The sequence below is a fragment of the Bacillus sp. D48C genome (genome assembly GCF_053345735.1).
On the sequence record NZ_JBKFAQ010000002.1, the window covers coordinates 108,225 to 132,900 of the forward strand.

The window sequence follows — 24,676 nt, forward strand, 5'->3', positions numbered from 1 at the left end:
GAGCCTCCTCATTCATCTTTTAAAAGAATTTGTTTTGGGTTTAAACGTAGAATAGATAATGCCGGAAGAAGCGTTGCTATTATAGCAATAGCTAGTCCAATTCCACCCATTTTTCCTACATCTTCTCCTGTTACACTTACATCAATTTTATTAATCGGATCTTCTTTTTGATTTTGTAGAGTACCACCAGGTCCAGCCATCATTACAGTACCATGTTGCGAGGTATCTGTTTCTTCGCTTGAAGTAGCAATTTCATTCGAAAGTAAATTATCCCCGATATATTGAGAAACTTTAGCTCCTGTTGTTATGGATAATCCAAATGCTAAAATAGCGACACACACTACTTCTACTACGAATTGCGCCATCAGCTTCCACTTTTTCTCTCCAATGGACAATAGAATTCCCATTTCTTTACGACGCCCTTTAATTGATAGCATTATGATTAATCCTAAAATGATCGCACCTGCAATCGATACAATATAAATAATCATTTGAGAAGTCGAAGAGATATTTTCGATAGGACCAATCATTTGCTTGTACAATGAATCATGCGCATCTAATTTATAATAATTAAAATCAATATTAAATTTTCTTGCTTCTTTTTTAAATGCATCAATATATTGTGGATCATTCAAGAAATACACGACTTGAACACTACTTATACCTTGGTCTACTTCTAATTTTTTCATAGTTGAATGCGGCATATATAGTTTATTAGCTGGATCCATAATAGGAGGAGCCTGTTGACCCATTGCTTGCTCATTTGTTTCGTAAATACCGATAATTTCAACCTCAAGGGTTTCCTTCTTATCCCCTGATTGCACTTTAACTTTGTCTCCTACTTTCAAATTGTTTAATTCCGCTAATCGTTTTTCCATTAAAGCTACATTCTGATCCTTCATTTGCTCTGTTATTGGTTTTCCATCAATGATTTTACTTTTTCCGTTTTTAAAGCTTTCTTGTAATGCAGTCTTGCGAACTCCCTCAATCATAAAAGAAGCGTTCATATCGATTTCTGTACCAGAGCTTGAACCGCCTCGCGCAGCCGCCATTCCCACTTTACCTTTTCCTTCTCCTTCTGAAGCTCCTACTAGTTTAAGCCCATCAGAAATACCGAAAGTGTTAGCTATGTAATTATAATCTTTTACATACTTGGACTTCGCTAATTGATCTGTTTCTTTTGCATCGAGCTGCGGCGGATTTGGCATTTCTCCAGTTTCCTTAGCTTTTTGACCTAATTTGTCGAAATCAAGACCTAAAGTAACATCTGCACCAAGTTTTTTTCTTGCAGCATCCGCTGCTTTTTTTGATGCATTTTGGATTGTGAAACCTGAAAGAACCAAATTTGTAACAATCAGAAAAACTGCCATCAAAATTAATGATGTTCCTATCCTTTTTTTCATACTGAGAATTGCTCGTTTCATAAAATTCATTTTTGCTTACCTCCTTGATAACTTGTATTCTATATAGGTTATCTAGAGTTTATATGGAGCTAATCGGTAGTTTAACTAGAGATATAAGGAGTTTATGTGTAGTTATTTACCTGTTTCAGAAAAGCTAGAACACAAATTCAAAAATGCAGCCGTTTTTGAATATTGATAAGGAGTTATTCCGTTTAATAAATTTATTAAAGGTTAAGATTAATTTAATGTATGTAGCACAAAAAATATTTACTGTGTAATTTCTATACAATAAATATAGAGAAACCTATTTGTAAATATTTATATGAGAATGTAAGTTCCTAATAGAAATTACATCTTTTAATAAGAAAAGAAACAATTTAATATTCTTTTATACGGATATGAACATTAACTTACTTCTTAAATTTTAGTATATATTTATAGTTTTATTTTATTGCAAGCTTTATAATATGATATACAAATTTATCACCTACTATTAGGAAAAGAGAATATTTTATAATTAATTTACAACATAAATTTTGTCCATGTTTTAAACAATATGTATTTTGGAGGAGGTTAATTTGATTTTTTCAAAACTCATTGATCGGTACGCCTTATATGATTTACATAAAAAAAGAAGTGTAGCATTTCAGTTTACTTCCCTTTCTAACACTTCATTAAATATAAAGGACATAGAATCTTTTTATAAAGTACAACCATCACATTTTCATTTTGACATTAAGCATTCAAAGCAGGAAAATGAATACATGGTTGGGCAATTCAACCATAAAAGTTCGGTTCAATCCGGTGATTCACGCAACGACTCTGTAACTGGGGAATTATTCTTACATAAAAATGAAAATGCACCTCATGTTATCTTTGTTCACGGTTGGAGAATGGATTCTAACGAACGTGTGAAAAAAATATTCCACGATCATATGACCAGCCTGAAGTGGAATATGTATTATTTCACTCTACCCTATCATTTTGAAAGAAAACCCGATCAATCCTTATTCAGTGGAGAGTATATGGTAAGTGCAAATATTGAACGAACATTACAAGCAACTAGACAAGCGGTAGCTGACTTACGAGCTTTGATTAAATGGATTAAAGCAAATAAAAATGGGCCCCTGATTCTAATAGGAATTAGTTTAGGCGGATTTATTACTAACTTAACCTCTCTTGTTGAAGAAGAAATTGATGTGTTAGCATCCATTTTCTATGCAAATCGACTTTCTTATTCTATTTGGAATACAACTCCAGGTAAATTTATTAGAGAAGACTTGGAACATCATGGTGTTACGTATGATGATTTAATAGATTATTGGAAAATCACTGAACCGAGTCAAGCATTGCCAAAAGTAAAAAAAGAAAATATTTTATTAATTTCAGGTAAGCATGATCTATATGTGCATTCTGAGGATACAGACTACTTGTGGGAATCTTGGGAAAGACCTCCACGATATATTTATAAATGTGGGCATGCCGGGATCGTTCTTAAACGTAAAAAAATTGCAACTGATACTATTGATTTTATTCAAAATCGATTGAACTCCCCGCACTTATCCAATGTCATGCCTTAAATCGCGAGATTACTAAGTACAAAATCTTATACTTATATTGTTATATTTTTTACTAGTCACCTTTGTAAATCTTCGCCCCTAGCCTTACACGATTGAAAATGAAATAAAATAAATAACTAAGGAACTAATTTACCATATGGAAAAACATTGCTCAACATTTTCACTAGTAGTCCCTGTATATGCAATATTACATATAAAAATCTTTATGTATTCCGTTATTAATTTAAAAGGAAATTATTTATCCATTAATCTATACCATCCGTATTTGCAGTTAAGGATACCCTAATTACATATGAAAAAGAGAGAAGAACATTGGTTAGTTCTTCTCTCTTTGTTTATTTTTAAGATAACTATCTATAAAATTTTGCTTTTCATAATTCTTCATGAGTCTAGAAAAGAATCTAATCCTTTTCTAGACTCAAAAAGAAATTTTTCTAATGTACATAATTACAACGACATTAAACCACTTTGCTCTTAAATCCAATACTTGTATTATTAATTGCATGAAAGTCCTTCTTGAGAAAGGTTTTAATTTCCGAATATTCTGTTGACCGTTATAACATATCCAATTTACAATTTAATTGTGGTGTTCTTTCACAATTAAACTACTTAGAATATACACTTCATTTATTTGAAAACAATTACAAATAGAGGTGCTAAAATGAAAACTAGAGTAAATCCAGAATTATTACAAGGGTTAGAGATGTTTCCGGATCTCGATTTACGCCCGGAAAACTTGCAATCAATCAGAGAAGGAATAGCTCAAATGAGACCACCTACCGTTGTTGATGACTCTCTTTCTTTAACAGATAAAGTCATTTTTGGGCCTGATGATAATCCGTTACCATTACGAATTTATCGTCCAAAATCAAATCATGAATCTTTACCTGTCTTATTATGGATACATGGTGGTGGTTATATCTTAGGTTCTATAGATGATAACGATGATACTTGTATGAGGTTTGCAAAAGAAGCTGGCTGTGTGGTTGTATCTGTAGACTACCGCTTAGCACCTGAACACCCTTACCCAGCACCAATTGAGGATTGTTATTCAGCTTTAAAATGGATTGCTGATAATGCAAAGTCATTAAACATTGATTCAAATCGTATTGGGGTTGCAGGAGTAAGTGCCGGCGGTGGACTAACAGCAGCATTATCATTATTAGCCCGAGATCGAAAATATCCTTCAATTTGTTTACAAATGCCACTATATCCAATGATTGATGACAGAAATGATACACCTTCAGCGAATGAAATTAAAGAGGGATTTGTTTGGAATCAAAAGGCAAATGAAGCTGGCTGGAAAATGTATTTAGGAGAAATGTATGGAACGGATCAAATCCCTGCCTATGCAGCACCTTCTCGAGCTGAGGATTATAGTGACTTACCGTATACTTACACATTTGTTGGTCAATTAGATCCATTCCGCAGCGAAACATTAACCTATGTAAGCAAACTAGCGCAAGCTGGTGTTGATGTGGAGTTTCATTTATATCCAAATGCCTATCACTGGTTTGAAGGGTTAAATCCAAATGCCGATGTATCTATTTATGCTGTGAACGAAATAGTACAAGCAATAAAGACTGGTTTCAAACGAGTATCCAAGGTTGAGGCTTAATCCCATTACAAGATAAATACTTATAAATAGTATATATGTTATCATTTAAACATAATAGCCGATTCTAAATGAGAATCGGCTATTAATATGTAAAATCCGCCTAATATATCAAGGTTGAGAAACAGATATAAGATGTTTAGGCGATGTGTTTATTTCCTCTGCCAATGCTTTTATGTTCATCATGATTTGAAGTATTTCTTCTTTTGTTGTCCTTGGGTTGATAGAGCAAAGTCGAATTACTACTTTTTCTTTTAATTTAGTAGTACTTAGCATAGCAAATCCACTTTGATTAATTTCTTCCACTAATTTTTTGTTTATTTCATGAATTGTATCTGTAGATGTTAGCTCACATGGAATATAACGAAAAGTAACAATTCCTAATTGGGCGGGTGTTACTACTTCCCAATCTTTTTCTTTCCTTAAAAACTCTTCAACTTGTTCAGCTAGCATAATGCCATGATCAATTGCCTCACGAAAAGCTGTAACTCCGAATGCTTTAAAAGAAAGCCATACCTTTAATGCTCTAAATCTACGAGAAAGTTCAATTCCACGCTCCCCAAAATTCACTTTTTCTTCTATATTAGTTTCTGTATCCTTAATATACTCTGGGATCATACGGAATGTTTCACTTAAATATTGGCTATTTCGAATAAGTACACAACCAACATCATAAGGCTGAAAAAGCCATTTATGCGGGTCTAACGTTAAAGAATCGGCACGATGAATTCCACTTAATAACTCCCTTCCTTTTTCACTGAGAATTGCTGCAGCCCCATAAGCCCCATCCACGTGTAGCCATATATCTTCATCACCACATACATCAGCCAATTCATCGAGGGAGTCCACCGCTCCGCAATTCGTTGTCCCTGCATTAGCAATAACACAGAATGGTTTTTTCCCTTTTAATCGATCTTCTTTTATTTGTTTTCTTAAAGTACTAACTGAAATTTTTAAGTCTTCATCTGTCTCAATTCGGCAAATTTGATGCTGTTTAAAACCTAATACTTTAAGTGCTCGATCTACAGAAAAATGAGTTTGGTTAGAAAAATAAACAATCGCATTTTCTATGTCATTATTCAGCTTGACCTGTCTCGCTACAGTAAGTGCAGTCAAATTAGCCATGGAACCACCACTGACAAATAGTCCTTCAGCTGAATCAGGGAATCCTAGCATTGATTTTAACCAGTTAATTGTCGTTAATTCAATTTGTTCGGCACCTGCACCTACTATCCAAGCTGTAGGAAATACATTAAACCCACTTGCTAAAAAATCTGCTAATACACCAACATAATTATTAGGACCTGGCACAAAAGCCATAAAATGAGGATGATCCACATGAGTAATTTGATTAAACACATTGTTATTAAGAAAATGAAGTAATTCTTTTGGATTAGATCCGTTTTCCGGAATCGTTTCAATTAGCTTGTCTCTAAAAATATTACTATCAATCGTTTCTGAAACTGGTTTACTTTTTAAATGATTCATATGATCAACAATCAAGTCAACCGCTTGATATCCTAACTGACGCATTTCTTCGGCTGATAACTGTAATTTTTTTGTCATTTGATTTACTCCTATTCTATTTAAAAAGGCGAGTTCTTGCTCGCCTTTTCATTTTTTATAATTTGTAATCACAAATTGTTTGTATTGGATTTTGAAGAATCGTGTTGATTAACCCATGGATGTGATTTAATATTTCCTGTATTTTCTCTGCTTCATATACCGTTTGATCATATCCAAACTTTATTGTAAGTCTTTCTTCAGGGAAGCACATAATTCCATACTTTACATGTGGCTCATCAACAACTTCGTAATCCGTGATAGCAAAATGTCTGTTTTCATTTGAAGAAAAGATTGCTGGATTAGTTGGATAGTTTTCAAAAACCCAAAGATGGTCAGTCAACTCAGTTTTTAATTCACTTTGCTTTTGTATATCAACAAATGAATAGTATGCATACTCATTACATTTCAATGTCTCTAGTTGTACCTTTTGCAGAAAATCCACAAAAGATTGCGTTTCTGTCCATGCTAATCGGATAGGCAAAACATTTGTGAACAGACCGAACATATTTTCAATTCCTTCTACTTCGGGAGGTCTGACTGATACGAGATTAGGCAATACTACTTCTCTCGTTCCGTTGAATTTGCCAAGTAATATTCCCCATACAGCTAGTAGTGCTGTATTCATAGTTATATTGTTTTTAGTTACAAATGTCTGTAACTGATTAGTCAAATCCTTGTCTAATGTTAAATCCATAAAAGTGAAGTTTAACCCTTCACTTTTAGATGGGACTTTCTTTTTAGGAATACTAATTTTCTGATTGTATCCTGATAAATAATCTCGCCAAAAATGACGTGCTTTCTCATGATCTTGTGCCAAAGTCCAATCTATAAATGTTTCAAAAGGTTTTACCATAGGTAACTCCGCCGTAGTTCCCGCATTTGTAGTTTCGTAGAGCTGGAATAATTCGTCTATCAAAATGCTGACGCTCCAACCATCACATAATAGATGATGGGAACTCCAAATTACCTTATACTCGTTATTACCTAGTTGGAATATACAGAGACGGGTCATAAGTTCACCATTTTTAAATCCTTGACTTAAATTTTCATTCATCCACTGATCTAGGAATTCTTGCTGTTCTTGTTTCGTCATCTCAATCAAGTTTTTTATTTCTGAATTTATTTGAACATCATATAGAACAGCTTGCCAAGGTTTTGCTTGTTCATCTTGCACAATTATTGTTCTTAAAGAATCATGACAATCAACTAATTGTTGGAAACACTGAATAAAGAGTTTAATATCCAGCTCCCCCTCAAGTGCCCAAATTGTTTGTTCAAAATATGCATTTGTATCAGGTTCATTCGTAGCATGCTCATAAATAACTTCCTGGAAAGGTGCTAGCGGGTAAATACGTTCTATTTTTATATCCGGCATTTTTTCTTGTATTTTGGTAAGTGTATGTTGATTAAGTTGTTTATCTTTAACATTTAGTAATGTAGCTTTATTATCGTTCATTATATTTACATCATTTGTTTGTGAACTTGAAAACTGGTCTAGCTTTTTAACAAATTGAACCATATCTCTTAATATAGGAAATGAAAATAGATTTTTTGGTTCAAGCTCGAATCCTTGTCGATACAGTCTAACGGACACTTGAATTGCTTTTATCGAATCTCCACCTAAGGCGAAGAAATGATCATTTACTCCAACTTGATCTATTTTGAGTACTTCTTGCCAAATACTAGTTAATATTTTTTCCATTTCAGTTTTTGGGGCAATAAATACTTCATTTTTTTGTTTCTCCGGAGTAGGGAGCGCTTTTCTATCTAATTTCCCGTTTGGAGTCAGGGGTAATTGGTCCAAATAAACAAAATAAGAAGGAATCATATAATCTGGCAAGTGATCTCGCAAATGCTTTCGTAGTTCTGTTGTACTAATATTTTGCTCAGTTACCACATATGCAACTAAAAATTTTATCCCGTTCTCATCTGTTTGATCAATTACGACAGCATGTTCGACTTGTTTATAAGTTAGAAGACAATGAGAGATTTCTTCTAACTCTACTCGATATCCCTGAATTTTCACTTGGTAATCTTGGCGGCCTAAAAATTCAATATATCCCTCAGAATGCATTTTTCCACAATCTCCTGTTTTATATATAAGACCAAAATCAGGATGTGAAACAAACGCTTCATTTGTTTTCTTTTCATCATTTAAATATCCTTTAGCAAGGCCCACTCCCCCGATATATAAATCTCCAATTACACCAACAGGGCACATTTTCTTTTCATAGTTCAACACATAATACGTTTGGTTTGCCAAGGGCATCCCGTATGGAATACTATTCCAATGTGATTCCACCTGTTTGACCGGATAATAAATTGACCAAATCGATGCTTCTGTTGCCCCTCCTAGTGAAACTACTTCTGCAATCGGAAAATGTCGTTTTATTTTTTCTGGTAAAGAAAGCGGAATCCAATCTCCACTATGTAAAACTAAACGTAAAGAAGAATGTTCAAAATGAGAACCTACTTGATCCAATGCCAAATCCATGATTGCAGGCACTGTATTCCAAATTGTAATCCCTCTACGTTCGACAGTGCGGATTAATTCTTGCATGTCTCTCGGATCACGAATCATTACTAACATTGCACCTGTGCTTAAAGCTCCGAAAATATCGTATACAGATAGGTCAAAACACATGGAAGAGATACTAATAATACGATCATCTTCATTTACCTCATATTTTTGATTTATGTCTTGAATCGTATTTGTAACCGCTTGGTGAGTAATAATTACTCCTTTTGGTTTTCCTGTACTTCCTGAAGTGTATATAATATAGGCAATATCTTCTGGACCAGCAATAGCGGGCATGTCTTCTGTTGTATAAAATGACAAATCATTTTCTTCATAAAGACTAGGTTCTAATAAAAACTTGCATGAGCTATTTTTTAAAATATATGTTTGGCGATCTAAAGGATGATCGGGATCAATCGGAACATAAGCAGCACCTGCTTTTAAAATACCTAGCATATTAACAATTGTGTCAACTCGTCTTTTGGCTAAAAGACCCACTTTGTCACCAAGACCAATGCCCTGCTCTTTTAAGAAGTGGGCAATTTGATTGGAGCGTTTATGAAGTTCCGAGTATGTTAACCATTTTTGCTCAAATACCACCGCTACTTCATTCGGTGTACGTTTTACTTGGTCTGTAAATAATTGATACAGAGTAGTTGAAGGTATTTTTTCTGTTGTTTCATTATATTGTTCAATTAAAGTTTGATCCGACTCTTTCATCTGCAAAGATGTTATATCGCTTTGTTTCACCAATTGTTCCAATAAGTCAACAAATTGGGAAAACATTGCTTCTATCACATCAATATCAAACAACTCTTCAACATAATTCCAGCTAATTAATAACTCTCCATTTTTTTCAATTACTACATTATCCAAATACACTTGTGGAGTTCGAGCATGAATATAGCGAAGAGAACCAAGTTGTTCCCAAGAGAAAGCACCTGCACCTGCTAACATCGAGGTGAAAACGATCGGCATAACTGCTTTTGGCGTCATTTGATGATATCGAGTAAAATCTCGAATAAAGTTAACTCCATCGTAATGACGATGTTCAAGGCCATCTAATAAAGTAGATTGCGTTTCTTTTACTCTAGTAAAGAAAGTTTGCTCTGGTTTTACATCAACATCCAACAAAATAAGCGATGTGAAATCTCCTACAATCTGTTCTACTTCATCATGAACAGGATAACGGTTAAATACAGTCGAATTAATTGCTAATCGACGTTGATTACTCCAATATGCCAACACATCACCATATATTGTACAAAGTAGAGCGGAAGGCGTTACCTCTTTCTCTTGTGCTAACTTTCGTAGCTTTGTCCATTTTTCATTGTCCAGGATTTTTGTAAGTGATTGGAATTTAGGAGTAGCAATCTCTGCTGGATCCTTTTTTAACAGCAAAGAAGGTGCAAACGGAAAGTCAAGAAGCTTACTTGTCCAATAATCTTTTGCTGTTTTATATTCTCCGATTTGTTCCATTTCATCATAGATAAACATATAATCTTGAAAATCAAAAGATAAAGATTCTAATTTTTGATTTGGTTTATAATAATAATGCAACAAATCCTGTCCAACAATGTTCATGCTTGCTCCGTCCATTAATAAAGCATCGTATCGAAAACATAATAAATACGTGTCTTCTTTTAAAAGAAAAGCTTTCAATTCAAACAAAGGCCATTGCCCCAAAGGGAATACATGGTTAGTCATTCGAGAACGCTCTTCTTGCAAGCGAGCATTTTGATTCCTATCATCTAAATCTATGAGACTCACTATTTCAATCTGGTAATCAGGAACGCTTTGTAATATTTGCTGTTTTCCCTCTGGTAAAATTACAGCTCGCAACATTGGATGACGATGGATTACCTTTTGAAAACTTTTTGAAAGACGATTGATATCCAATGTTGTTTCATATTCAAAATATGTTTGAGGTGAAATACCACTTAATTCAAACTGTGAATTCCTTCCTAACATATACGCTGTCTGAACTTCTGTTAAGGAGAATGGATTAGACAAATCTTTAACATGAGTTGGTTTACTTTCAAAGTTTTCTTCTTTATGCTCTAACTTTACACAAGAACTCAGTTGAGCGATTGTAGGGTGCTTAAAAAAATCTGTTGTACTTATTTTTAAGCAGTCTTTTCTTAATAAATTAATTACCTGAAGTGCTTTAATGGATTCTCCTTTTAATGCAAAAAAATTATCATGAATACCGATTCCCTCAATCTCCATAACTTTTTCCCACGCACGCACCAATTTTTGTTCAATTTCATTGCGCGGGGCAACGTATGGAATTGATACATAATCCGTTTGGGTTATATCCAATAACCTTTTTCTATCCACTTTTCCATTTGGATTCAATGGAATCTCTTCTACCTGAATCATTTTTTCAGGAATCATAAACTCAGGTAATTTATCACTTAAATATTTTCTGATTTCACCAAAAGACACCTTGTTATCCGATACATAGTAGGCAGCTAATAATTTCCTATTTCCATACACTTGATCAACAACGATAGCCTGGTTTATTTCTGGATATTCCCTTAATTGAGTTTCGATTTCTCTTAATTCAATCCGATACCCTCGAATTTTCACTTGATGATCCATTCGACCTAAATACTCAAGTTCTCCATTAGGCAACCAACGAACGAGATCACCTGTATGATACATCATTTCCCCTGCCGCAAAAGGACTCTGTACAAATTTTTCATCTGTCAGTTTACTTTTACCAAGATACCCTCGTGCTACCGCTACTCCAGCAATGCAGAGTTCACCGGGAATTCCAAATGGTTTTAATTGGCCATACTTATTCAATATATAGGAATGATAATTCGGATTTGGTTTGCCGATCGTAACTTCTTTGGAAGTGCTCAAGTCTTTTATTGTTGCGCAAATGGTTGTTTCTGTGGGACCATAAATATTTAAAATTGTTGCTTCACTGATACAACGAATTTTTTCAACCAAATCAATGGAAAATGCTTCTCCTGCTAATAAAATAGATTTTAAATCTTTTAGAAAATTTGCCCCTTCTGGATCACTCAAAATCACTTCCATTCGCGATGGCGTTGATTCCCATAAATCCACCTTATGTTTTTTGACCAAATGAGCCAATTCTTTTGTTGCAAACTGTTCCTCTGTAGCAATTACTACTTTTGAACCTTGCGTTAAAGGAAGACATATTTCTAACAAGGAAATATCAAAAGATACACTAGCAAGAAACAAGAATGATTGATTAGCTTTTACTTTTTCTCTCATTACATTTAAAAAATGAACTAGCGATTTTTGTTCTATCATTACCCCTTTTGGATTTCCTGTCGATCCTGATGTGTAAATAACATAAGCCAAATCATTAGGATTATGTTCTCGTACTAAATTACTTTCTTCACCTTGGAAAAGATATTCTTTATCAAAATACAGTACTTCACCCGCAAATTGCGGCAATACTTCCTCTGTTCGCTTACTAAGTAAATATTTTGCTTGACTATCTTGTAACATATATTCAATTCGTTCAGTTGGGTAGTTAGGGTCGATTGGTAAATACGCTGCTCCTGCTTTTAAAATCCCCATCATACCAATAATCATTTCTAATGACCGATCTACCATAACGCCAATAATACTTTCTTTTGAAACACCTTTACTTTGAAGAATAGAAGCCAATTGATTCGCTTTCTTATTCAATTCTCTATATGTCAAAGATTGATCATTACAAACAACAGCAATTTGATCTGGAGTTTTTAATACTTGCGCTTCAAACAAATCTTGAAATGATTGAAACAAGTCTATGCCCGTTTGAAAAGTATTCAATCCTTCTAACAACTCTTTTTCTTCTTCTGCAATAATACAAATATCTTTCAATGCCAAATTCGGATTTTGTGAAACTTGCTTTAAAACATAACAATACGAATTGGCAAACTGTTGCAAAGAAGAGAATGAACGGGACTTGCAAGAAATTTGAAATTCAAATTCATTATGTATTTCATTCCATTTTCTTCGTATCCATAGGACTAAATTATTCTCTGCGTATTCTTCTAGTGAATTTTCATTATGTAATCCTTCCATCCCGATTACAATTTGAAAAGGAGTTAAATTGTGTTTAACTAATAATTCAGAGAGCGGATACTCCTGATTTTCATACCCGAATAAAGTCGTTTGTTCAATCTCATTTACTAATTGTTTAAAGGGGTGATGCGGATGGATTTCACTTCCTAAAGGAATCAACTTATTAAGATTCTCACTTTGTTCAAGATTCTTTTCAATTATAGGAATACCAATGGTAATTCTTTCTTGATCTGTATAATGTGCCAAACAAACCCTTAAAGCGGCTTGAAACCAGCTAAATAATAATAAATCTTGAGACTTACTTATTTTTTGTATACTTTTACTAAATTCTACATTCACTCTGACTTGAACGTACTCACAAGGTGTTTCTTTATTTAGTTGGTAATCGCTATTAAATTTAAATACAGAAAAATCGAGAATCTCGGAAGATAATTGCTCCTTCCAAAACGCTTCTACTTCTTTATTTTCATGAATTGAACTTCGATCTTTAATGTGCATTTTTATCTTTATCCCCCTAATATTCATTTCTTCTACTCGTTAATTTTTAAGCCAACTTCAAGCCCATGGAGAAACACTTGATGATTATCCAAACATAAAAATTGCTGAATATCTTCAAATTTCATATGACCAACTGAACAAACCCCTAAATTTAATGTTTCAGCAACCATATTTAAGGTAGCAGTGATAATGCCTGACTCAATACAAGCAAATAAATATCCATCTGAACCGTATTTCGGGATAGAAGCGTTCGCATTATAAATCAAATAAACTGAGAATGCAGATTGAGTAAATAAATCCTGATTAATTAACTCATGATCACTTTTGATCACTTGATCAATGTTGTTTACAATCACAAGACTGTTTTTTGATGGGTTATAATAATAAAATCCAGCTTTCATACCCTCTATACGTTTTGGTTTTATATAAACAAAGATATCAATGGGATAGAGCCCGCCTGCACTTGCGTAATGATAGTATATTTTTTCTTCCTTAACCTGTTTTAGAGTTGATAAGAATTGGGAAAATTCCGAAAAACTAATATGTTTTTCCGTATCAAATTGACGACAAGATCTACGTTCCTTAATTATAGTAGGTAGCTCATTTGTTGTTTCAAGTTGAATTTCGGTCGACCGTGCAGCAACGTGCGTGCGATTTAATTGTTCACTCATATACTTATCTAACTTTTCTTTAGAAAAGCGAATCTGGTTGCTATATGGATTTGAAAAAATCTTTTCTTGTGAAGAAAATACTTCTCTTGGGTGTAATATATTACTTACTAACACACGATTTTTTATCATGAGCTCTATGTTTTTTTGTGTCTCTTCTACATTTCCTAACGAAAAGCGCTCTACTAGTTCACTAATTTTCACACCTTTTTGAGCCATAAAATAAAAATCTGGAAACCACTCAGACAGAATACCTGTAAATCTCATTTCCCCTATCAAAACTTCATTATGCAACTTCTCCCAATGCTTAATCGGAGACCAGTAATAAATTTTCTCGCTCATATAACCCTCCATAAACATTTAACTTATTTTTGAAATGCAATTTTCTAATTTACAAAATTTTTTTTGGATTCTGCTCCTTGTCTCATAGTGATTATAAATACATGCACTTTAACGAAACTTGAAAATAATGAAATAACTTTTTCTTCATTAAAATTTTTTATTTCATCATAAAAAATGATTTCTTTTTGGATATTTCACATCCTTTCCCATAGTAATCCTATAAGGTATAAACCATTTATAACATTGAGAATATTCATGTATTTCCAATGTGAAATTATTGTAATGGATTGGAGAGCGGTTGAATATAGTTATTAAATCAAATAATGTTGAGAAAGTTTTATTTATTATATCGATAAAATTTTATGATGTAATTTATTACAAATAGATTAAGAAAAGAGTTTTAAATTTTTCTTAATCAGTTAGTGTGAAAATATCACATACTATTACATACAATCGAGTTACTTACATTTCATATTCAAAATAGAGAAAAGACACCTTGAATGGTGTCTTTTCTCTATTTTAATTCCATATACTTTTTACGCCTTTGTTATTTTTAAACGATTTGTAGGAATTAATACAACTCGAACATCTAGTTCGTTATATGTTCGAATATATAATAAACATTATCTGAATTACGAATGTATTTCAGGTAATTTTATAAATAAACTCAAAGATATCTTCTTCTCCTACTGCCACAAAAGAAATAATCTATTGCTTATTTCTTTTATTAAATTGTAATATAATTACAGTATGTGAAATTATATTACATTAACTTTAAAAACGAAGTGAGAATAATCTTCACTTCGCTTTTTTTATTTGCAATCCTTGTTAAATTTGCTCAATGCAGTATTTATTTCCACATTCTTCGCTTTTATTTAATCGGTTTCTCTGTTTTTAAGACAAATGAACTTAATGCAGGAACTTTAATTTTATTGTCATGGACAACATAAAGTGGTTTACTTCCCGCCTGCTTCCCGTCTACTAGTACTTTCCAAGGACCTTTCGATGGAAGTGTTATATCAACAGCTTCTCTATTTGCATTGTGAGCCACTGTAAAGTATTCATTTTTATTCCCCTCTATTGTATAAGCTACCGTATTTTTCGGGGCATCAATAAATGATACGTGTGTTTTTATTTGCTCTGCAGATGTCATTCGAAAAGCTGAGTACTTTTTGCGTAATTCTATTAAACCCTTCATATAATCTACTTCATTATTAAACGTTGCACGGCGCAGCCAATCCATCTGGTTAATTGAATCTGGAGATTTGTAACTATTATGATCACCGTATTTCGTCCGCATAAACTCTTGCCCTGCATGTAAAAATGGAACTCCTTGTGATGTTAATAAAATTGAAGAAGACAATTTGTGCATTTGTTTTCGCACTTCTTCACTGTCACCTGAATTAGTTAACTCAAGTTTATCCCATAATGTATGATTGTCATGTGCTTCCACATAAGTTAATACCTGTTCCGGATCTTGATAGGTAGACGAATTTGTATCGTAGTCAATACCTGCCGTAATACCTTTTTTAATACGATCTTCCATGTTTTCCTTTCCATTTATAAAACCATTTTCCTTTTCCTCAAATACACTACCTTTCAACCCATCACGTATATTATCGTTAAAATGAGCAATCCCTTTCATTTTCTCTGCATTTTTTTGATTTGCTTTCAGCTCAGCTGCAAGAGGTGTATTTAAATCCCATCCTTCTCCGTGTAGTATAATAGAAGGGTCAATTTGATTAACAGCTTTACGTATTTCATTCATCGTTTCATAATCATGAATACCCATTAAATCAAAACGGAATCCATCTAAATTGTATTCTTTTGCCCAATATGTGACGGAATCTATCATAAATTTCCTCATCATTTTTCTTTCTGAAGCAGTATCATTTCCTACTCCAGTTCCATTTGCAAATGTTCCATCTTCATTGTAACGATAATAATAACCTGGAACTAACTTATGGAAATTAGATTCAGCAGCGTTATACATATGGTTATATACTACATCCATCACTACTCGAAGATTATTGTCATGTAGTGTTTGAACCATTTGCTTCAATTCAGTTATTCGCACAGTCGGCTCATAAGGATTTGTAGAATAGGAGCCTTCTGGAACGTTGAAATTTTTAGGATCATATCCCCAGTTATATTGCGGTTCATTTAAAGTCTCTTCATTTACAGAAGCATAATCAAATATCGGTAAAAACTGAACGTGAGTAACACCTAGATCCTTTATATGATCAAGTCCTGTTTTTACACCTTCTGGCCCTTTTGTTCCTTTTTCTGTTACACCTAAATACTTCCCTTTCTGTTTAATACCACTTTCAGGTTGGATGGAAAGATCGCGTACATGTAACTCATAAATAATAGCATCTTCCGGATTTTTAAATTTTGGCTTTTTGTTTGCTTTCCATTTTTTCGGATTTGTTTCTTCTAAATTAACGACTGCACCTTTATCTCCATTTACAGAAGCAGCACGCACATATGGATCAACCGCTTCAGTCCATGTATCACCAATTTTGACCTTATACGTATAAAAGAGCCCTTTTTGATTCCCCTTTAGTTCTGCTGTCCAAGTTCCCTTTTCACCTTGTTGCATGTTTATTTCAGCACCTATTTTATCGTTCCAGTTTTTATATGTAACTAACTTCGCTTCGCTTGCAGTAGGAGCCCATAAACGGAACTTTGTATGTTGCGCGGTATATGTATTCCCTAAATCGTTACCACTATAATAAAATAAATTATCAAATTCCTCGCTACGAATGACTTTACCAATTTCAGTATTCGTATCAGCTAAGTTTTCTATTTTAACTTTGTATGTTTGTTTTAAATCAATTTTCTGTTCCGTAATTATTTTGACCTTATTAGTAATATCTCCACTATTTATATCATAAGGACTAATATTTTTAATTTTAATGCCTTCAATTTCAATTTTCTTTTCCCTAATATGAAACGGGACATTAGTCGTTACGGTAATTTCATGGAAACTATCAATAGTTGCTTTTTGAATTGAGAGATCTGAAGAAGGCTTAGAGTTATATACTTTTTCATCGCCCGAAAGAATCCATACTTCAGCACGACCGCCCTTTATATTTTCAATCCAACGATCCCCACCATCTTTTTCCCATTCATTTGTTCGAACTATAAATCCTACACGATTATAGTCACCGTCTATTTTTATCTTAGCGTATTTTCCAAATTCATCTTCACCAGTAAATTCATAAGATGTACCATTTGCATTTTCTCCCCATAACCAAAGATTCCAGTCTTTTGTATTTCCAAGCTTCTCTTTGTAATGAATGATAACTTCAGTTGTTTTCGAATTTGAAACTGCCTTCACACCCTGAAAGGAGAAAACAGATGATAACATAACGATTAAAGTAAGTAATAAAACTGTTTTGTTAATTAATCTTTTTATAATTTGCACCACATACACCCTTTCTTCAAATATTACTAGCGATTTATTATGCTTACACTGAATAACACTGCTTAAATTAATCTAGAAATCTCTTTTGCTTCACCTCCATATTGGCTATTTTCACGTATGTATTTCAATGACCTTTTAATACGGAAGCGTTTGCATAAATTGCTTAAAAAAATAGATTTGTGTATGCCCTCATATATTTGTAAATGCTAAAAGGTCAGGGAAATCATTTTAAAGCAATCGTTTGTTATCGTTTTCATTTTATAGACTTTCTATCAAGAGGTCAATATATTATTAATTTTCTGTTTTTATATACTTTAAACCTTATTTATTTGTCGCAACTTCTTACAGATAACGCGCCTAATTATTGCTTAGTCAGTTTATTTTCAACAATACATCGCTACGTAAAAAAGCTAATATCCTTAAAATGATATTAGCTTTTTTCATAATGTATTAATATATGAATGAGAACTATAATTCTAAATTACTTAATTTTTGCTGCATCAAATGCCTTTTGAACTGCTTGAACTTCAGCTGTATTCGCCCCATATTTATTAGTTGCCACTCGAATACATGCTGATTTCAATTCTTTGAAATTAGAAGTCATGTTTAACTCATCAGTATTTGCATAATAGAAAATATCAAACATTTTATCTTCACCAATTCCTTTAACAGTTACTCCGTTATGAGTTCCGCCTTTTGCAATGAGATACGCAACTTTATTAATAATACTTGAATTAAAATGAACACCGCCTTGATCCCATCCATTAAAATCGTTAAATTCACTGTAATCATCTGGATAAGGTACTCCGAGTGAAGATGGAACAGAAGCTGGGTTTTCCATATCACGGAAAACAGATCCCGTTTGTTCTCCCATTGTCCAATTAAAGTTTCCATTATTTACGTATTTCTCAATAGATGTTCCCATAATATCAGATAGCGCCTCATTAATCGCACCGGATTCACCGTAATATTCAAGATTAGATTCACTAGAAGTAACAGCATGTGTAAATTCATGTCCAGCTACGTCATATGCTTTAACAATAGGATCCCCATATACAAGCATACTTCCATTATTAGCACTTAATGCATTCTGCCAATTTTTCGGATCATTCGTCTCTTCAGAATCCCAAGCATGTACAACTGAAACTACCTTTTGTCCCTTATTATCAAAGCTATTACGTTTGTATTTATCTTTATAAAAATCAAATACTTTTGTTGCTAAGTAATGAGCACTTACTGCTTTTGGATCGTTAAATGTTGCCGAAGTACTAGTCGCTAATGTACCAGGATAATAGCTTTCTTCTTTAGTAATATCTCTGTAATTCACATCATATGTTTCAATTCCTTGCCCTCTTGTATAATCAGCAAGAGCATATTTGCCATTACTTTGTTTAGAGATACCAAATGAACGAGAAATACCTAAATCATCTTTTCCTGTTCCAGTTAATGATGTAAGACTGCTTTGTTTACTTTTCTTTAAAGCTCCAACTAGTTTGTCACTAGCTTTTAAGTTAGATTCTTGTACCATATTTTTTAACATATCACCATTTTGTGCATTTACTAAATAAGTACCAGAAACATAGTTTGGTGTTGCAGCTTCAAAGGTAACTTGGTATGCATTTTTAGCTTGTCCATTATTTTCATCAACAAAAATAACCTCTTTAACTTCTGGCTCAGTAATAAACTTGATATCGTTCCCGTACTTCGTATAAATAAATTGTTTTGCTTCATCTTTTGACAGATTAATAGGTTTTTTCAATTCTTCTTGTTTTAGATTTTGCGCGCTATCACCTGAAACACTTTTAATAACACCATTATTATCTACGTGTGCAGTTAATTGATGACCATATACTTCTTTTCCTTCGTATGTTTGCTGCATACGTACAAGTGTAGTTCCATCATACGAACCACGTTTTTGAAGGACTTTATAATCTACTCCTGCTTCTCCATTGACTTGTTTTTGGGAGAGAGCTTGCTCTGTTTTCTCCTTAAGTGCATCCTTTACTACATTTTCTGGTGTCTTTTGTGACGGTTGTGTCAGTTCACCCGAACGGAACGATTCTTCCTGAATTTGAACTTGTAGTTGATCTGTTTCCTCTGCATGACCTACCCCATATGGTGCCACAGCTGTTAAAGCTAATCCAGTTGTTAATGCTACCTTAGTTAATGTCTTTTTGTTTTTCATTATTTCACCTCGTATAATTTTTGAAATAGAAAGCTTGTACAAAGTATACTGTCTATTTCTGTCGGAAAAAAGAGAAAATACACAATTTATGTAACATTATGCAAAATTACATAAATTGTGGTCAATATTATAAATAATGAACGGAACACATATGTACATTAATTTGAATAAAAGAGAGTCCTTATAGGCGCTCATCCAATTGGTTAGTTATTAATTATCTATATTCATTGTAATAAAAGTATACTTACCTCTAAATAACAACATAAAAACCCACTCTTTACTATTTTAAGAGTGGGTTTAATGTTGTTAAAATAACAATTACTATAAGAAACCTTATAATTTATATTTTTTTAGTAATCCTACTAAGTTTTTTGTAAAATTCACCTTTCGTTTTTATATGCTTAAACTGATTTGGATTAATATTTGCTTTTTGTGAGAGTGCTACAATCTCTTCTTTTGTAATTGAATCTTTCGTATTTATAGATGCTATATTTGTGTATTTTCCGTCTTCTGTTTTTGGAATTTCTAAAATCCCTTTATTCACAAGATCAACTACAGCCTTATGCTCTGAAGAATGTAAATCTACACCAGTAATTTTCCAATTACGCATAACTTTTGGCGTGTATACACCGTTCTTTACCTCTTTTAAATATGTAATAGCAAGGTTACGAATGGTTCCACCTGTTTCTCCAAATGCATTCTCTTGTTTAGATGACCAAATTTGTTCAAACTTACGCCCCTCTAAAGCTCCTCCTTTTGCCTGAAGAGCCTCCATTCTGTATGCATTCATTCCCAGCGTCATAACATCGCTCATTTTGATTGGTTTGTTTGTACGAATAGAGCGTAAATTTGTAATTCTACTTCCGTATGGTTTTGTTAATTCAATTTCGTATTTTACGCCTCCAAAGAAATCGTTCGTACTGTATTTAGATGCACGGCGGGTTTTATCAAAGCTAACGGTTACATCTCCGGCACGAGATGAGTTAAAATATCCTGCTGCCCATTCCATATAGTCTTTTAAATCTTTTCCAGAAATCTTATATACTGTAATCTCTCCCAAGGCATATTGGTAATTATACGCAATATCTTTTTTCTTAATAGGACCTGTATCCAAACGGGCATAATCATTATCAATTTGATGGGCTACTACATCTGCTTTACTGTAGTAGAGCATGACTTCATGAAAGAAATCTGATAAAGGTGTTTCTTGAATCTGAACACTTGGAATACCCTTTATTTCATTTTCAGGAACAAGATTTCTACCCTTTAATTGAGCGACTACAACATTTGCATCTCCTCTCGCATATTCGTGAAAAGGTGTTAGTGTTTCTTCAAGTGTAGGATCAGATAATATCGTTGTTCCATCAGCATTTTTTACAGGTATAGCGGTAGCAGTTTTATCTTTTAAAACCAACTTCCCATCTTGCTTTGTAAAAGTAAGGTCAATACGTGAAATATGTGTTCCATATTTATCTGGCTCTGTAATAATTACGCCATTTACAACTTCTTTTTTTACAAGTTTATGCATGTGAGCCGCAAAAATAGCGCTTAGTTCCGGACAAGCATTTGCAATATCTTGAACACCAGTACCAGGGATACCATTCTCATTTTCTAATCCCATATGCATAACTCCTACCATTACATCTACTTTACCTTCTAATTCCTTAATTGCCTTTTTCGTCTCTTCTACCGGATTTTTCACCACTAAACCATTTAAGTGATCTGTCCCTTTTTCAAAATCACTAATCATTGGTGTATTCATACCAATAATCCCAACTTTAATTCCACCTTTTTCTACAATTGTATATGCAGGAAGAAAGCGCTCTCCATTTTCCTTATAAATATTTCCTGCTAACGTTTTTCCCTTATATTGCTCACTAACTTTTTTCAATGTATCTAATCCAAAGTTGAATTCATGATTTCCAAATGCCCAGGCGTCATATCCCATTGTATTCATCGCTACCATCATTGGCGATTGTGGCTTATCGTTGAATAATTCTACTGAGTTTCCTTGAATTGTATCCCCGGCATCTACTAATATGGTATTTTGATTTTCTTGACGGACCTTCTTTATAACCGTATAAAGCTGCGTCAAACTTCCACTCATATTTGCTCCATCAAGCGCATAATCCCAAGGCATAAATCTGCCATGAATATCTGCAGTACCTAACAATGTAATATTAACTTCAGATTCCTCAGCCTTAGAGATAGGTGGTTTGACTATTACTGCTGTTCCGAGCAGTAATAGAATTACAAAGTAACATACATAGTTCTTCCATTTCATTTTTTGCATAATAATAATATTTCTCCCCTTTTTGTACTTTCGTAAAGTTGTTTGAACTTTAAAAATGTAACTTATTATTCGGGAAACTTCAACTACAAAAGATAATTTTGAAGGTGGTTCTGTTGCAAAAATAAAGAGAATAAATTGCATACATCCCCTAACAGAATTGTATTTTATCGTTTCCTGACAGAATACCCCTTCCTTAAGGGTGTGAAGTGTACTTTCAAAATAAGGATATATCATTCATTATCATTTCAATTTATTAAAACGTGCATATACAATATGTTATGATGATTAATTTTTTGAATTTCGTTGCTGATTTATTTCCTTCTAAATAAAAACACTTTCAAAAAAAATAACCCCGCTCTTCATTTAAGACGGGGTTACACTTATACAGAAAATCGGATAGTTTTATATTTTCTTAAGCTTATTGGTTACTTTCAACTAATTTCATTCTATTTTTGTTTTCTTCTGAATCAATATGAATCAATCGTTTCCCCTGTTTATAATACGCATCAATAAACAGGGAATGATTTTTACTTTTCAATTTCACAAAGCAATTTTATCTCTTTGATTTGTTCTATATGACGCTGTTCATGCAAATAGATTAATTCTATCCACTGATCAAGAAATAATTCTCCAAGAGCTGGATGCATCACTGATTTTTTTACTAATTTAGATTCATCTTCTATTGTACTCAGAAAACGCATCAATTCTTTTCTTGATTCGTTTAGCATATTGAGCATTTGCTCCACTTCAAATGGTTCTATACTTGGTTCAATCATTTCTGGAGCTATAAACTTTTTCGTTCTATCTAATAAAATAGTGTGAATTTCTTTACGCTCATTTTGGGTACTATCTAACTTTTTTAACCCTGAGGAAATAACTGTTATCACTCTTTCATCTAATAAAACTAAATGATGACAAACTTGTGCAATACTCCATTTATCCTTATCTGGTTTCCTATTAAATTGAGCATCACTCAACAAAAAAATTTCCTCAACTAATTGATTTCTCGTTTCATAAAACTTGTCATTTACAAATGTATCCATGCGGATTCTCCTTTCATTGCAACCTACATACTTAAATTTCTACGCTAAAAATATTATCTTCGAAAACAGATTTTCTTTCACTACTATTCCAATTTCATTTTAAAGCCACAAATAAATCAACTTTTAACTTTCCTTCTAGATCTTCAGCAACATTATTTAAGCAAAACTCTAAATTATCTCTATCATAATCTGCACCATACTCACTATTTAGTAGCCACTCTGCATACATGTATTGATACGCTTCACTTAATTTATGAGGTTCATCATAGAACTGGTATAGACCATATGTACCTCCATCTAATCTTTTAAATTGCACATCATGATACTTTTCTTTATCGAAGTTTTCAGGAATCGTAACACATGCATCATGCCGGCACTTATGACTTGCAACAAGTTCAGGATTATCTAATGATATTCCGATAAATGATTGCTCTGGTGGATACAGTTTATTTTCAATTGACCAGTTCAGTAACTTCCCCCAGTGATCTTGCGGTTCAAAGTAGCTACCAGTTCGTCTTATATACGCTACTTCTAATGGTGGTAATTTTTTTATAACAACTTTCATTTATATCTTCTCCCCTATAAATATGTACACTGTTTAATTAGCTTTTTTTAACATTTATTCCTTCTTAAATTAAAAGAATTCTCTAATCATATAAAGTGAAACTTTAATCAGCGGGAGATGAATTTTAATTGAAATATAATTGATTACTATTACTACTACTAAAGTAGTATGTACTTTCATACTTTTATTTGATTTTACATTCTTTTTAAATCGATATATTAATTGTAAGAAAATAAAAAGGTGGAGGATTTTAATTGATTAAAGGAATATACGAAGCGCATTTACCAGTGAGTAATTTACAACAATCTATCAGATTTTATGAAAAACTAGGGTTGAAGTTAGCCTGGAGCGATGAATCAACAGCATTCTTTTGGATTGAGGATGGGAAAAGTTGGCTAGGATTATGGGCGGGCTCTGAATACGAAACAAAATATCATCCTTCTTTACGTCATATTGCATTTAGAGTTTCATATGAGGATTTAAAAGAATCATTATATTGGTTACACTCACTTCAAATTAAAGCTGTTCCGTTTGGGAGTAATGAATCTATTGAACCCTTTGTCCGTCCACATCAAGGTAATGCATCTGTTTATTTTATTGATCCAGATGGTAATAGCTTAGAACTTATTTGTCATATTGTTGTACCTAATGCACTAAAACATATAACTAATAAATTATCATTTAAAGATTGGGAGACACTATTAGCTGACACATTTGAATGAATATAAGCTATAAATCATAGTGGCTCGCCTTTATTTTTATAACATGTATAACAATCGTGAATAATAATGTCCTATCAATTTATCATTAAATAAATGTAAAAAATGACCCTATTTATTCATTTTTCATGCGTATGTATGTACATTTGTGAATTTATTCGATATATTATGGGTATTGAATGATTACGAAAAGTG

General features: G+C 33.0%; 12 protein-coding genes. 3 read left to right on the forward strand and 9 right to left on the reverse strand.

Features of this window, described 5'->3' with window-relative positions; all coding sequences use genetic code 11:
• Positions 1-8 precede the first annotated feature (8 nt).
• Positions 9-1,433, reverse strand: a complete 1,425-nt coding sequence (locus ACLBXA_RS05650) for an ABC transporter permease (RefSeq protein ID WP_001010216.1) — start codon at positions 1,431-1,433, stop codon at positions 9-11.
• A 548-nt stretch (positions 1,434-1,981) separates the two neighbouring features.
• Here ACLBXA_RS05650 and ACLBXA_RS05655 point away from each other — a divergent pair.
• Both ACLBXA_RS05655 and ACLBXA_RS05660 read left to right on the forward strand, forming a co-directional pair.
• The gene (locus tag ACLBXA_RS05655; protein ID WP_000577700.1) at positions 1,982-2,983 is read left to right on the forward strand and encodes an alpha/beta hydrolase; all 1,002 of its coding nucleotides are present in this window, start codon (positions 1,982-1,984) and stop codon (positions 2,981-2,983) included.
• 661 nt (positions 2,984-3,644) lie between these two features.
• Entirely contained in the window at positions 3,645-4,601 is a 957-nt protein-coding gene (locus ACLBXA_RS05660; RefSeq protein ID WP_000857936.1) for an alpha/beta hydrolase, read from the forward strand.
• Between the two features lie 108 nt (positions 4,602-4,709).
• Here the strand turns inward: ACLBXA_RS05660 and ACLBXA_RS05665 are convergent, their stop codons facing one another.
• The 8 genes from ACLBXA_RS05665 to ACLBXA_RS05700 form a co-directional block, all read right to left on the reverse strand.
• Positions 4,710-6,164, reverse strand: coding sequence for a pyridoxal phosphate-dependent decarboxylase family protein (locus tag ACLBXA_RS05665; protein ID WP_447617135.1), 1,455 nt, complete (start codon positions 6,162-6,164; stop codon positions 4,710-4,712).
• 55 nt (positions 6,165-6,219) lie between these two features.
• On the reverse strand, positions 6,220-13,236 hold the full coding sequence (locus ACLBXA_RS05670; protein ID WP_447617136.1) for an amino acid adenylation domain-containing protein: 7,017 nt from the start codon (positions 13,234-13,236) through the stop codon (positions 6,220-6,222).
• A gap of 32 nt (positions 13,237-13,268) precedes the next feature.
• The gene (locus ACLBXA_RS05675) at positions 13,269-14,246 is read right to left on the reverse strand and encodes a SagB/ThcOx family dehydrogenase (RefSeq protein ID WP_001290966.1); all 978 of its coding nucleotides are present in this window, start codon (positions 14,244-14,246) and stop codon (positions 13,269-13,271) included.
• An 871-nt stretch (positions 14,247-15,117) separates the two neighbouring features.
• A complete protein-coding gene (pulA, locus tag ACLBXA_RS05680; RefSeq protein WP_001165754.1) occupies positions 15,118-17,676 on the reverse strand; it encodes a type I pullulanase in 2,559 nt (852 codons plus the stop codon).
• 481 nt (positions 17,677-18,157) lie between these two features.
• Positions 18,158-19,861 carry a M4 family metallopeptidase gene (locus tag ACLBXA_RS05685; RefSeq protein WP_000791462.1) on the reverse strand — a complete coding sequence of 568 codons (1,704 nt, stop codon included), beginning with the start codon at positions 19,859-19,861 and terminating at the stop codon, positions 18,158-18,160.
• 340 nt (positions 19,862-20,201) lie between these two features.
• A complete protein-coding gene (locus ACLBXA_RS05690; RefSeq protein WP_242297084.1) occupies positions 20,202-22,154 on the reverse strand; it encodes a bifunctional metallophosphatase/5'-nucleotidase in 1,953 nt (650 codons plus the stop codon).
• Between the two features lie 527 nt (positions 22,155-22,681).
• Positions 22,682-23,197 (reverse strand): DinB family protein, encoded by a 516-nt coding sequence (locus ACLBXA_RS05695; protein WP_086413170.1) that lies wholly within the window; start codon positions 23,195-23,197, stop codon positions 22,682-22,684.
• A gap of 94 nt (positions 23,198-23,291) precedes the next feature.
• Positions 23,292-23,762 (reverse strand): AraC family transcriptional regulator, encoded by a 471-nt coding sequence (locus tag ACLBXA_RS05700; RefSeq protein ID WP_017763235.1) that lies wholly within the window; start codon positions 23,760-23,762, stop codon positions 23,292-23,294.
• Positions 23,763-24,016: 254 nt separating this feature from the next.
• Between ACLBXA_RS05700 and ACLBXA_RS05705 the strand changes: the two genes are divergently transcribed.
• The gene (locus ACLBXA_RS05705; protein WP_098832643.1) at positions 24,017-24,484 is read left to right on the forward strand and encodes a VOC family protein; all 468 of its coding nucleotides are present in this window, start codon (positions 24,017-24,019) and stop codon (positions 24,482-24,484) included.
• Positions 24,485-24,676 lie beyond the last annotated feature (192 nt).